11 protein-coding genes are annotated in these 12,055 nt (G+C 69.1%); 2 read left to right on the forward strand and 9 right to left on the reverse strand.

What is annotated here, in order from left to right; translation table 11 throughout:
- Positions 1-106: 106 nt before the first annotated feature.
- The 4 genes from FHX50_RS08635 to FHX50_RS08650 are packed head-to-tail and all read right to left on the reverse strand — an operon-like array spanning position 107 to position 5,287.
- Positions 107-760, reverse strand: coding sequence for a sarcosine oxidase subunit gamma (locus FHX50_RS08635; protein WP_183376624.1), 654 nt, complete (start codon positions 758-760; stop codon positions 107-109).
- Positions 753-3,743 (reverse strand): FAD-dependent oxidoreductase, encoded by a 2,991-nt coding sequence (locus tag FHX50_RS08640; RefSeq protein ID WP_343064074.1) that lies wholly within the window; start codon positions 3,741-3,743, stop codon positions 753-755. The genes FHX50_RS08635 and FHX50_RS08640 overlap by 8 nt, the downstream gene beginning before the upstream one ends.
- Positions 3,740-4,033 (reverse strand): sarcosine oxidase subunit delta, encoded by a 294-nt coding sequence (locus FHX50_RS08645; RefSeq protein ID WP_183376626.1) that lies wholly within the window; start codon positions 4,031-4,033, stop codon positions 3,740-3,742. The genes FHX50_RS08640 and FHX50_RS08645 overlap by 4 nt, the downstream gene beginning before the upstream one ends.
- Before the next feature lie 33 nt (positions 4,034-4,066).
- Positions 4,067-5,287, reverse strand: a complete 1,221-nt coding sequence (locus tag FHX50_RS08650; protein ID WP_183376628.1) for a sarcosine oxidase subunit beta family protein — start codon at positions 5,285-5,287, stop codon at positions 4,067-4,069.
- 268 nt (positions 5,288-5,555) lie between these two features.
- On the opposite strand from FHX50_RS08650, the gene FHX50_RS08655 reads away from it, so the two are divergent.
- Together FHX50_RS08655 and FHX50_RS08660 are read left to right on the forward strand one after the other, a co-directional pair.
- The gene (locus tag FHX50_RS08655; RefSeq protein WP_239375914.1) at positions 5,556-6,179 is read left to right on the forward strand and encodes a GntR family transcriptional regulator; all 624 of its coding nucleotides are present in this window, start codon (positions 5,556-5,558) and stop codon (positions 6,177-6,179) included.
- Positions 6,179-6,781, forward strand: a complete 603-nt coding sequence (locus FHX50_RS08660) for a hypothetical protein (RefSeq protein WP_183376632.1) — start codon at positions 6,179-6,181, stop codon at positions 6,779-6,781. Before FHX50_RS08655 ends, FHX50_RS08660 begins: the two co-directional genes overlap by 1 nt.
- Before the next feature lie 28 nt (positions 6,782-6,809).
- On the opposite strand, the gene FHX50_RS08665 is transcribed toward FHX50_RS08660, so the two are convergent.
- The 5 genes from FHX50_RS08665 to valS form a co-directional block, all read right to left on the reverse strand.
- Positions 6,810-7,289 (reverse strand): SRPBCC family protein, encoded by a 480-nt coding sequence (locus tag FHX50_RS08665; RefSeq protein ID WP_183376634.1) that lies wholly within the window; start codon positions 7,287-7,289, stop codon positions 6,810-6,812.
- A 44-nt stretch (positions 7,290-7,333) separates the two neighbouring features.
- Positions 7,334-7,771 carry an OmpA family protein gene (locus FHX50_RS08670; RefSeq protein WP_183376636.1) on the reverse strand — a complete coding sequence of 146 codons (438 nt, stop codon included), beginning with the start codon at positions 7,769-7,771 and terminating at the stop codon, positions 7,334-7,336.
- The gene (locus FHX50_RS08675; RefSeq protein WP_183376638.1) at positions 7,768-8,418 is read right to left on the reverse strand and encodes a hypothetical protein; all 651 of its coding nucleotides are present in this window, start codon (positions 8,416-8,418) and stop codon (positions 7,768-7,770) included. Before FHX50_RS08675 ends, FHX50_RS08670 begins: the two co-directional genes overlap by 4 nt.
- Positions 8,419-8,545: 127 nt before the next feature.
- A complete protein-coding gene (locus tag FHX50_RS08680) occupies positions 8,546-9,343 on the reverse strand; it encodes a spermidine synthase (RefSeq protein ID WP_285262501.1) in 798 nt (265 codons plus the stop codon).
- A gap of 8 nt (positions 9,344-9,351) precedes the next feature.
- Positions 9,352-12,027, reverse strand: a complete 2,676-nt coding sequence (valS, locus tag FHX50_RS08685; RefSeq protein WP_183376640.1) for a valine--tRNA ligase — start codon at positions 12,025-12,027, stop codon at positions 9,352-9,354.
- Positions 12,028-12,055: the final 28 nt, after the last annotated feature.

The raw sequence follows: 12,055 nt of genomic DNA on the forward strand, positions 1-12,055 counted from the left end.
TGAACGCCGTATCGCACCCCCGCACAGCGAAGGGCGGGAGCCGGTCCTCGCTGACCAGCCCCCGCCCCTCGTCATCGCTCCGTGCGAGCCCGCGCTCACGCGCGGTTCACAGCACCTCGTCCTGGGCGAACTCCTTCATACCGTCCAGCAGCCAGCGGACGGTGAAGTCCGCGAACGACTGGCGCGGGTAGATGCGCCACACGTCCTCGCCGGCGCGGTGCAGGTAGATCGGCACCTTGCCGAGGTTCGTGGTGATGGCGGTGTTGACGCCGAACTCGCGCGGGTGCAGGTCGGCGTGGCAGCTCTTGGCGAGCACGTCACGGGCGGCGGCGCCGACGAGCTCCAGCACGGTCCGGTTGGCCGACAGCTCCACTGCGTGACCGGGCTTGCCGGCCAGTGCGTCGATGTAGCGGTCGGAGTCGCCGGGCTGCTGGCGTGTGGAGACGTCGACGGCGAGGAAATCGTCCGGGGACAGCCACAGGACGTGCAGACCCATCGGGTCGCCGGTGACCTGGCCGACTCGGGAGGGGAGCTCGAAGCCGAGCTCCTTCTCGATGAGCTGAGCGGATTCGGAGCCGATCTCGCCGCGCAGACCGATCTGCAGCGGGAACTGCAGCTCCCGCAGGGACACTGAGCGCGCACCGGTGACGGTGGCGGCCTCCATGTCGCCGGCGAGGTGCGCGGCCGGGGTGAGTCGGTGCTCGTCCAGCGGGACCGCCGGAGGCTCGGGCGTGTGCAGGGTGGTGGGGTTCTCAGCCATCGCGGCGCTTTCCTTCCGGGTCGAACAGGCACAGCGGCCCGATTTCCACTTCAACGAGTTCGCCGTTCACCAGCGACTTCATGATCTCGCCTTCGCGTTCGCGGCCGCTCTCGATGAGGGCGAGGCCGAACGGCCGGCCGAGGTTCGGCGACATGTACGACGAGGTGACGAAGCCGTAGGAGTGGACCTGGCCGTTGCTCGGGGTGACGGGGTCCTGGACGGAGCCCTTCTTCGGCGTCGGATCGGCGTCCTTGGCGATGAGCTGCGCGCCTTCCGGCAGGACGGTCTTCTTGTCCACGCTCATCACGGAGACCAGCTGCTTGCGGTCGGGGCGCTGGGAGTCCTCGCGTTCGAGGGAGCGCTTGCCGATGAAGTGCTTCTTCTTCGTGGAGACGGCCCAGCCGAGCCCGGCGTCGTCGGGGGTGACGGTGCCGTCGGTGTCCTGGCCGACGATGATCAGGCCCTTCTCGGCTCGCAGCACGTGCATCGTCTCGGTGCCGTACGGGGTGATGTCGAACTCGGCGCCGGCCTCTTCGACGAGCTTCCACGCGGACAGGCCGTAGAAGGCGTCCACGTTGATCTCGAAGCTGAGCTCACCGGAGAACGAGATGCGGCAGATGCGGGCGGGAACGCCGTTGGACAGCTCGGCGTCCTGGAACTCCATGAAGGCGAACGCCTCGTTGGAGACGTCCAGGCCGGGCGCCACCTTGGCGATGACGTCGCGGGACTTCGGGCCGGCCACGGTGATGGTGGAGTACTGCTCAGTCACCGAGGTGAGGGTGACGTCCAGCTCCGGCCACTCGGTCTGGTGCCATTCCTCCAGCCAGTCGAACACGGCAGCGGCACCGGAGGAGGTGGTGGTCATCAGGAAGCGGTCGTCGGCGATGCGCATGGTGACGCCGTCGTCCATGATCATGCCGTCCACACCGCACATGACGCCGTAGCGGCCCTTGCCCACCTTCAGCAGCTTGAAGCCGTTGGTGTAGAACCGGTTGACGAACTCGGCGGCGTCCTGGCCGCGGATCTCGATCTTCCCGAGGGTGGTGCCGTCCATGTAGCCGACGCTGTCGCGCACGGCCTTGGATTCGCGCTGCACCGCCTGGTGCATGTCCTCGCCGTCCTTGGCGAAGAACCAGGGGCGCTTCCACTGGCCGACGTCCTCGAACTCGCAGCCGGCCTCGAGGTGCCACGGCTGGATGGCGGTGACGCGTGCCGGGTCGAACAGGTCCCCGCGTTCGCGGCCGGCGAGGGCGGCGAACGGGAGCGCGGTGAACGGCGGGCGGTAGCCGGAGACGCCCACGGCGCCGAGGTCCTCTTCGCCGATCATGTGGGCGAGCACGGCCATGGCGTTGACACCGGAGGTCTTGCCCTGGTCGTTGGCGGTGCCGATGGAGGTGTACCGCTTGATGTGCTCGATGTTGGTCATGCCGGCACCGTAGGCCCGCTCGATGTCCGAGACGGCCTGGTCGCGCTGGAGGTCCACGAAGGAGTCGTCCGTGCTGCCGGTGGCGGACGGCACCAGCCACAGCGGCTTCACCTCGGCGCCGCACAGCGGCGCCTCATCGGCGACCTGGGCCGACGGAGCCTTCGCGTCGCCGGAGCCGGAGCCGGGGTCGAACCCGGCGTTGGCGGCAGCGGCCGCGAGGGCTGCCGCGCCGGCACGGGTGCCGGTGTCGAGCGCGCCCTGGGTGGAGAAGTCGCCGGTGAGGGCGCCTGCGCAGTGCTCGCCGGTGACATCGTCGTTGGGGACGAAGCCGGCGATCTCGGTGTTCCAGGTGGTGGTGCCCTGACGGTGGGTGTGCAGGTGCACGGTGGGCGAGAACCCGCCGGAGACGGCGAGCAGGTCCGCGTCGACGGTGCGGGTCTCACCGGTGAGGGCCCCGTCGGCGTCCAGCTCGGAGATGCTGACGGCGGCGAGGCGGTCACCCATCACGGATGCGTTGGTGCCGATGACCGCTGAGGACAGCGACAGTTCGGCGCCGGTGCGCTCGGCCGCGGCGGTGGCCGCTTCGCTGGCCTTCTCGCGGGAGTCGACGAGAGCGACGATCTCGGCGCCGGCGGCGTGGAGGTCGAGCGCGGCCTCGTAGGCGGAGTCGTTGGTGGTGAAGACCGCGATCTTCTGGCCGGGCAGGGCACCGTACCGGTTGGTGTAGGTGCGGGCTGCGCCGGCGAGCATGACGCCGGGGCGGTCGTTGGTGGAGAACACGATGGGCCGCTCCATGGCGCCCGGGGCGAGGACCACCTGGTCGGCGCGGATGTGCCACACGCGCTGACGGGACACGCCTTCGCGGTGCTTCGGCTCGAGGTGATCGGTGCGGTACTGCAGGGCGATCACGTAGTTCGAGTCGTAGTTGCCGAACGCGGTGGTGCGCGACAGGTAGGTGAAGTCCGGGTTCTCGCTGAGCTCGGCGATGGTGTCGGCGGCCCACTGGGCGCCGTCGGTGCCGTCGATCTGCGCGGTCCGGGAGGACAGGAGGGAGCCGCCGGGGCGGTTCTCCTTGTCGATGAGGACGACGCGCGCCTCACCCTGGAGGGCGGCGCGGGCGGCGGCGAGACCGGCGGGGCCGGCGCCGACGATGAGGACGTCGGCGTGCATGTGCTTGCGGTCGTACAGGGCCGGGTCCGGGGTCGGGTCCAGGGCGCCCTGGCCGGAGACGTAGAACGCTTCGAGGCCGTCGGTCGCCTCCACGGAGGTGACCGGGAGCATGGTCTCGTCGATGTCGTCCTCGGAGCGGGCCTTGACGGTCACCAGACCGTTGGGCTCTTCGACGCCGGCGGCGAGGATGCCGCGGGGACGGTCGAGGTACATGGAGTTCGCGGTCTGGAGGTTGCCGCCGGCGATGAGGGCGGAGGCGAGGCTGTCCCCGGCGAAGGCGTCGTACTTCTGGCCGCCGAAGGTGATGGTGATGGGCTGCGAACGGTCGATGCCGTGGCCGGGGGCCGCGTCGGTGCGGCGCGACGGCGAGCTGCTGGCGGTGGTCACTTCGCGTCTCCTTCCTTGATGGTGGGGGCCTTCTCGCCCATGGCGTAGGTGCCCTTGAATTCGTAGGTTGCTGTGTTGCGGATGGCGTTGAACCACTTGCGGCAGCCGCCGGAGTGGATCCAGCGCTCAGCGAAGTCGCCCTTGGGGTTCTCGCGGTAGAAGAGGTAGCGGCCCCATTCGGCGTCGTTGAGGACCGACGGGTCCTCGGGGTAGACCACGTGGGCTTCGCCGCCGTAGGAGAACTCGATTTCGTCGCGCGGTCCGCAGTGGGGGCAGTCGATCAGAAGCATTGGCGTGTCCTTGTCTGTCGAGATCTGGTCGGGTCAGTGGGCGACGGCGGCTGCGCCGTGCTCGTCGATGAGCTTGCCCGTGGTGAACCGGTCCAGGGAGAACGGTGCGTTGATCTCGTGCGGCTCGTCGTTGGCGATGGTGTGGGCGAAGGTCCAGCCGCAGGCGGGGGTGGACTTGAAGCCGCCGGTGCCCCAGCCGCAGTTGACGTAGAGGCCCTCGACCTCGGTCTTGGAGACGATGGGGGAGGCGTCGAACGTGACGTCGACGATGCCGCCCCAGGTGCGCAGCAGGTGTGCGCGGGCGAAGATCGGCATGAGCTCCACGGCCGCGGCCATCTGCTCGGCGACCACGTGGAAGGATCCGCGCTGGCCGTAGCCGTTGTACTGGTCGATGCCGGCGCCCATGACGAGCTCGCCCTTGTGCGCCTGGGAGACGTACATGTGGACGTGGTTGGACATCACGACCGTGGGGTGCACCTGCTCGAACAGCTCAGACACGAGCGCCTGCAGCGGGTGCGACTGGATCGGGAGGTCCACGCCGGCGGTCTTGGCGACCACGGAGGAGTGACCGGCTGCGGCGAGGCCCACGCGGGGTGCGAGGATGCGGCCGCGGGTGGTGTCCACGCCGATGGTCTTCTCGCCGTCCTTGAGGACCTTGGTGACCTCGCAGTTCTGGATGATGTCCACGCCGAGCTCCTGGCACTTGCGTGCGTAGGCCCAGGCGACCCAGTCGTGCTTGGCGATGCCGGCGCGCGGCTGGTAGGTGCCGCCCATGATGGGGTAGCGGACGTTGTCGGAGATGTTGAGGATCGGGCAGACCTCCTTGACCTCCTCGGGGGAGAGGAACTCGGAGTCCACGCCGTTGAGGCGGTTCGCCTCCACGCGGCGGACCGATTCGCGGACATCGCCGAGGGTGTGGGCGAGGTTGAGGACGCCGCGCTGGGAGAAGAACATCTCGTACTCGAGTTCTTCGGTCAGCCCCTCCCACAGCTTGAGCGCGTGCTCGTACATGGCTGCGGATTCATCCCACAGGTAGTTGGAGCGGATGATGGTGGTGTTGCGGGCCATGTTGCCGCCGGCGAGCCATCCCTTCTCGAGAATGGCGATGTTGGTCATGCCGTGGTTCTTCGCCAGGTAGTACGCGGTGGCGAGGCCGTGGCCGCCGCCGCCGACGACGATGGCGTCGTAGGACTTCTTCGGTTCCGGGTCTGCGGCCCAGAGGAAGTCTGGGTGCTCCGGGAGCGTTTCAGCCATGGGGTCCTTCCTTTCCTCAGCTAGGCGCCCTCGCTTAGCCGACTACTGATATATCAGCATTGTGGTTGATAGTATGGCCGCCATCACGCCCCGTCAAGCATTTTTCGCAACATTGTTCTGATCAGTGCAACAGTCCAGCTCAGTACCGCCATCCGATGGAGATTTCCGCATGAGTTCGCAGACCACGACCGACGACGCACCGCTGTCCGCCGGCAACGGGCTCGCGATCATCCAGGGGCAGCGCACCGCGGAGGCGGGCGAGGGGTCGATGTCCGAGCGCGCCTACGCTGACGTGCTGCGGCGGCTCATCATGCTGGACATCCGTCCCGGCGACCCGATCAACGAGAGCGCCCTGGCCACCGAGCTCGGCGTGGGCCGCACCCCGCTGCGCGAGGCGCTCAAGCGCCTGGAGCTCGACCAGCTGGTGGTGTCGTATCCGCGCCGCGGCACCTTCGCCACGCACGTGGACATCACCGAGCTGCAGTCGATCTTCGAGGTCCGACGGGTGCTGGAGCCGCTCGGTGCCCGCCTCGCGGCCGAGCGCCTCACGCCTGGTGACCGGGAGGTGTTCCGGCGCGTCGCGGACGACATCGGGCAGCTGGATCCGTCGGCGATGAGCCGACGGGAGCTGCTGGAGTACGACGTCGACGTCCACCGCCTGATCTACGCCGCCACGGAGAACACCCACCTCGCCGGGGAGCTCATCCGCCTGGACAACCTCGTGACCCGCATCTGGTGCGTGGTGCTGGATCGGATGCCGACGATCTCCGAGCACATCGTGGAGCACCGTGCACTGATGGAGGCGATCATCGACGGCGACGCGGACCGTGCCGCCGACATGGTCAGCGCCCACGTGGACGGCTTCGAAGCGGCGGTCCGCGCCGTGCTGTGATGCCCACCGCCCTCATCGCTTCCATCGCCGGCGTGCTCGGCATCGCCCTGAACTGCTTGCTCGCCTGGCCGCAGGTGGCGCGCGCATTCCGCAGCGTGGAGGGCATCGCGCTCGGCACCATCATCGCGGGCTTCACCGGCCGGGTGCTCTGGTCCGTGCACGCCCTGCAGGGCAGCGGGGTCGATGTGCCGCTGCTCGTCGGCCAGGTGCCGATCGCGATCGGGTTCGCCGTGATCGCCTTCCTCGTGGGTCGGGCCCGGCCCGAGCTGCGGGGGCGGCTGCTGCTGACTCTGCTCAGCATCCTCGCCGTGGTCGTCGGGACGAGCCTGCTGTCACCTGCAGCGGTGGCGGCCGCCGCCGTGGTGGTGACAGCGGTGATCAACCTGCCGCAGATGGTCCGCGTGATCCGTCGACCGGACAGCGCCGCCGGTGTGAGCGCCGCCATGTACTGGCTGACCGCCGCGGCGAGCGCCTCCTGGATCGTGTACGGCGCGCTCAGTGGCGACTGGACGATCCCCCTGCCGCACCTGCTGCTCCTGCCCACCGGTGTGATCACCGCGCTGGCGGTTCAGCGCAGTCGACCAGAGTCTGCCGCCCAGTGACACGGACCGATGAGGCCCCCTCGCGATTTCAGGCGTACCGCCGCGCCAACTGATCGAGCGAGGAGCAGATCGACTCCTCGTTCCCCTCGAACACACCCAGTCGCCGGCACCCGCGCAGCACGATCGAGGGGACATGCGAATAGTCGAAGGTCTCGGTGGCGATGCTGACCCCGTCGGCCCCCGGGACCGGTTCGAAGTCCCACCTCCAGCGGAAGCCGAGCGGGTGGCGGAACGCCACCGTGCGGCCCGGCACCGACTCGGTGACCCGCATCGGCAGGCGGTAGGTGAGGCCGAACTTCGTGGTGCGGACACGGAACACGTCGCCGTGCCGCAGCTCGTCCGGGCCGATCGCATCGGTACCAATGGAGGAGGAGCCGTCGAGTTCATGGTGGCGGTGCGGGTTCGCGGCGATCGCCCACAGCTCGTCGGCAGGTCCGTCCACGCGGACGCTGTACGACATGGTGAACGGCTTCGACGGGACACGGGCAGCAGAGTGCTCAGCAGTCATGGCACCGACGCTACGGCCATCACCTGAACACCCGCCCCGCTCGGTCAGGCCGCGCTGCGGATCTCCACGCGACGGTTCTTCGCCCGCCCCTCCGGGTTGTCCTCACCGTTCTTCTCGTTCGGTTCGATCGGCTTCGACTCGCCGAATCCCTTCACCGTCAGAGTCAGGTCCGCTCGAGCCGCCGTGATCGCATCCGCCACGGCCTGAGCGCGCTTCTGCGAGAGCACATCGTTGCCCATGCTGGAGGGGACCGAGTCCGTGTGCCCTTCAACCCGCACCTCAGTGCCGTCCGGCAGCTTCGACACCAGCGCCACGATCTTTGCGGCGGCGGACTTCGAGAGGTCGTGCCGACCGAAGTCGAACAGGATGTCCGAGTTCAGGGTGATGACGCGGTCGGCGCCGTCCGTGGACTCCTGCTCCAGGGGTTCGATCAGCGGCTTCAGCGGGATGATCTCGGGGTTCAGGGGCTCGATGGTGCTCATCGGATCGGCACCTGCTTCACCAGCGGCTCCCCGGTCCACAGCACCACGTCCATGGCGGTGACGTCCGCGGGCGGAGCGCCGAACACCCACTGGCCGCGCTTCGGCTTCTCCGGGTTGAGGACCAGCTCGGTGGATTCTGTGGAGACCTCATCGATCGCCAGATGCTTGTTGAGGTTCTTCTGGTCGATGAGGAACGGGCGGAACTTGGTGGCGCCGTTGAACTCGTGCAGGCTGTCGATCCGCCCGGAGTCACCATCGGTGGTGGCGTGCAGTGTGTATTCGTAGGTGGCCTCGAGGGTGTCGCCGCTGCGGGTCAGTGCCAGCAGCGACACAGTCATTGTGGCGTCCGGATCCCCGGGCCGGGTGATGGGGACCTCCGCGGTGGCGATGGGGTCGGCGCCGGTGCTGCTGGGCGTGCCGGCGGTGGTGCCTGCGCCGCCTCCGTCAGAGGCGCTGCTGTCACGCGCGCCTCCGCCGTCGGACGCGCTGTCGGCCTCCGGTGCCTTCGAGGCCGCCGGTGCGGCCGCGGAGCCTGCCGGGTCGCTCGAATCCGAGGCCTTCGAGTTGGCGCCGCAGGCGGTGAGGCCGAAACTGCTGACGGCGAGGAGGCCGAGGGCGCCGCGCCTGGTTGCTGTGGTGGGGTGCATCGTGCTGGTCCTTTCCCGAAACCGTGGGCGGCTCGGTGCCGCCGCTGATTCCGAGACTAGGGCCTCCCTGGGTACCCTGTCGCGCCCCGGAGACGGGTCCCCGTCCCCACCTGGGCACTCCACCCCATCAGGCGAAGCGTTGCACCAGCTCCGCGGTCCCGTCCGGATCCAGCACGGCCGACGGGTGCGGCCCCGCCGCGCGCCACCGCTGCGCCTCGGCAGACACATCCATGCCCGCGGCGGGGGAGAGGCCCGGACCGGCCGCCAGCACCAGGTTCCCCGGCCGGTTCCCCGCGAGCATCGACGCATCGGTCAGCGTCCACACCCCGCCCATGCCCGCGGTCTCCGCGGCGCCCTCCATCAGAGCGGCGTGGCGGGAGAACAGCTGCAGACCGGGGGAGTCGCCGATGTTGACGATCGCGACGCCCCGGTCAGTCAACAGCTTCAGCAGGGCGGTGTAGAACTGCGGGGCGCCCAGATCCGTCGGCCCCGTATCGGTGAAGATGTCCACCACCACGCAGTCGAACGAGGACGCCTCCAGCTGGTGCACGATCGCCAGCGCATCGTCCGCCACCGCGGTGAGGCGGGTGCCGGCCGGCAGCGGCAGGTGCTGCAGCACCCAGCCCACCAGCTCCGCCTCCAGCTCCACCACGGTCTGCTCCGAGCCGGGCCGCAGCGCCTGCACGTACCGCACCAGGGTCAGCGCCCCGGCGCCGAGGTGCAGCACCCGCAGCGGCCCCGCCGGCAGCGAATCGACGACGTTCGCAACGCGGCGCAGGTACTCGTGGCGGATCGCCGACGGGTCCGCGAGGTCCACGTGGGACTGCTCCGCGCCGTCGAGGATCAGTACGTGGCCCTCGCCCACCTCAGCGGGCTCGATGACGGCGTCCTGGCCGCTGCCGGCAAGGCGGATTCGCGCGGTCACGGCAGCGGTCAGTTCCGCGGCCGCTTCGCCGGCGGTTCGCCCAGCTCAGCGCCCTCCACCCGGATCGACTGGTCCTCCGCACCCTCATCGATCGCCTCGATCGTCAGGTCCTCGATGGAGCCCAGGCGGCACACGTCGTCCGCGTCGCGGCGCAGCAGCTCCACCTGTGCGGCGGGCACATGCAGAGCGGCCCGCAGCAGCGGGGTGCGCTGCGAGACCTTCGCATCGCTCTTAACCTTGCGGACCACGATGATCGCGGCGCTGACCACATCGAGCAGCTCGCCGGTCTCCGTGCCCGCAGCCTCCCGCAGGGGAGCGGCCTGCGGCCACGCCTGGGCGTGCACGGAGCCCGTGCGCCACCAGGACCACACCTCGTCGGTCGCGAACGGCAGGTACGGCGCGAACAGGCGCAGCTGCACATCCAGCGCGATCGTGAGGGCGGCGCGGGCACTGAGCGCGGCCTCCTCACCGGCGTGGCCGTGGGCGCGGGACTTCACCAGTTCGATGAAGTCGTCGCAGAACGTCCAGAAGAACGGCTCGATCACTTCGAGGGCACGGGCGTAGTCGTGCTTCGCGAGCGCGGTGGACGCCTGCTCCACCACGTCGGCGAGCGCCGCCAGCATGGAGCGGTCCAGCGCCTCGGTGACGGCGGCCGGGTCAGCCGCGAGAACACCCGCGGGGTCCGACGGGGCCTCGCCGAAACCGAGCGCGAACTTCGAGGCGTTGAGGACTTTGATCGCCAGGCGGCGACCGATCTTCATCTGCCCCTCCTCGAACGCGGTGTCCGCGCCCTGGCGGGCACGTGCCGCCCAGTAGCGGACGCCGTCGGAGCCGTACTGCTCCAACAGGTCGATCGGGGTGACCACGTTGCCCTTGGACTTCGACATCTTCTTGCGGTCCGGATCCAGGATCCAGCCGTTGATCGTGGCGCCCTTCCACGGCAGGGAATCCGTGAGCAGGTGGGAGCGCACCACGGTGGAGAACAGCCAGGTGCGGATGATGTCGTGGCCCTGCGGCCGCAGATCGAACGGGTACACCTTGTTCAGGATGTCCTGCTCGCCCAGCCAGTCCGTCACCAGCAGCGGGGTCAGCGAACTGGTCGCCCAGGTATCGAGGATGTCCCGGTCTGCGGTGAAGCCGCCCGGCTGGTCGCGCTGCGACTCGGTGAAGCCCTCCGGGACGTCCAGGGTCGGATCGATCGGCAGCTGCTCCGCCGACGGCGTCAGCAGCGTGTCGTAGTCCGGGGAGCCGTCGGCCGCGACCCCGTACCAGACGGGGATCGGCACGCCGAAGTAGCGCTGGCGGGACACCAGCCAGTCACCGGTCAGGTTCTCCACCCAGTTGCGGTAGCGGGACTCCATGAACGGCGGGAACCACTCCAGCTCCTCGCCGCGCGTGACCAGCTCGGCGCGCAGGTCCGTATCGCGGCCGCCGTTGGAGATGTACCACTGGCGGCTCGTCACGTATTCGAGGGGCTTATCGCCCTTCTCGTAGAACTTCACCGGGTGGGTGATCCTCTTCGGCTCGCCCACCAGATCACCGGAGGCGGTGAGCTTCTCCACGATGCGCTTCTGCGCGGTGAAGACGGTGGCGCCGGCGACCTCGGCGTAGTGGGCCGCGCCCTCCTCGGAGGTGATCCACTCCGCCTCGGGAATGAAGCGGCCGTCGCGGCCGATCACGGCGCGGGTCGGCAGGTCCAGTTCGCGCCACCAGATCACGTCCGTGGCGTCACCGAACGTACAGATCATCGCGATGCCGGCGCCCTTGTCCATCTGCGCCAGCTCGTGCGCCTTCACCGGCACCTCCACACCGAACAGCGGGGAGGTGACGGTGGTGCCGAACAGGTCCTGGTAGCGCTCGTCGTCCGGGTGGGCCACCAGTGCCACACAGGCGGGCAGCAGCTCCGGGCGGGTTGTCTCGATGAAGACCTTCTCGCCGTCCGGCTTCGTGAAGCCGACGCGGTGGTACGCGCCCGGGCGGTCCTGGTCCTCCTGCTCGGCCTGCGCCACCGCTGTGCGGAATGTGGTGTCCCACGGGGTGGGGGCCTCCGCCTGGTAGGCGTGGCCGGAGGCGACATGGTCGAGGAACGCCTTCTGGCTCGTGGCCTGGGCCTTCGCGTTGATGGTCTGGTAGGTGAGGCGGCCCCAGTCGACGGACAGGCCGAGGGTGCGGAACACGTGCTCGAACGCCTTCTCGTCCTCACCGGTGAGCTCCAGGCACAGTTCGATGAAGTTGCGGCGGGAGATCGGCTGCTGGTTCTGCGGCTTCGCGGTCTGTGCGTTGCCGCCGCGGTGCGGGGGCTCGAAGCCCTCCTCGTACGGCAGTGACGGGTCGCAGCGCACACCGTAGTAGTTCTGGACGCGGCGCTCGGTGGGCAGGCCGTTGTCGTCCCAGCCCATCGGGAAGAACACGTTCTTGCCGGTCATCCGCTGGTAGCGGGCGATGATGTCCGACTGCGAGTACGCGAACACGTGGCCGATGTGCAGGGAGCCCGACGCGGTCGGGGGAGGGGTGTCGATCGAGAAGACCTCGGACCGGGTGGTGTCCGGGTCGAATGCGAAGACCTGGGAGTCAGTCCAGTTCTGGTCCCATTTCTCTTCCAGGCCCTCCAGGCTGGGCTTGGCGGGGATGGCGGGTGCGCTCGCGGCCGAGTCGTGGCCTGCGCGGGAATCGATCTCACTCATGCGGCCCATTGTCTCAGATGCCCCGCCG

Origin of the sequence: Helcobacillus massiliensis, from assembly GCF_014191425.1 — a bacterium.
GTDB classification, from domain to species: domain Bacteria; phylum Actinomycetota; class Actinomycetes; order Actinomycetales; family Dermabacteraceae; genus Helcobacillus; species Helcobacillus massiliensis.

Bases quoted from the DNA above. Each gene is read 5' to 3' on its own strand.
- FHX50_RS08660 (WP_183376632.1), top strand. From the start codon at position 6,179: ATGCCCACCGCCCTCATCGCTTCCATCGCCGGCGTGCTCGGCATCGCC.
- FHX50_RS08650 (WP_183376628.1), bottom strand. From the start codon at position 5,287: ATGGCTGAAACGCTCCCGGAGCACCCAGACTTCCTCTGGGCCGCAGAC.
- FHX50_RS08670 (WP_183376636.1), bottom strand. From the start codon at position 7,771: ATGAGCACCATCGAGCCCCTGAACCCCGAGATCATCCCGCTGAAGCCG.
- FHX50_RS08635 (WP_183376624.1), bottom strand. From the start codon at position 760: ATGGCTGAGAACCCCACCACCCTGCACACGCCCGAGCCTCCGGCGGTC.
- valS (WP_183376640.1), bottom strand. From the start codon at position 12,027: ATGAGTGAGATCGATTCCCGCGCAGGCCACGACTCGGCCGCGAGCGCA.
- FHX50_RS08655 (WP_239375914.1), top strand. From the start codon at position 5,556: ATGTCCGAGCGCGCCTACGCTGACGTGCTGCGGCGGCTCATCATGCTG.
- FHX50_RS08675 (WP_183376638.1), bottom strand. From the start codon at position 8,418: ATGCACCCCACCACAGCAACCAGGCGCGGCGCCCTCGGCCTCCTCGCC.
- FHX50_RS08665 (WP_183376634.1), bottom strand. From the start codon at position 7,289: ATGACTGCTGAGCACTCTGCTGCCCGTGTCCCGTCGAAGCCGTTCACC.
- FHX50_RS08645 (WP_183376626.1), bottom strand. From the start codon at position 4,033: ATGCTTCTGATCGACTGCCCCCACTGCGGACCGCGCGACGAAATCGAG.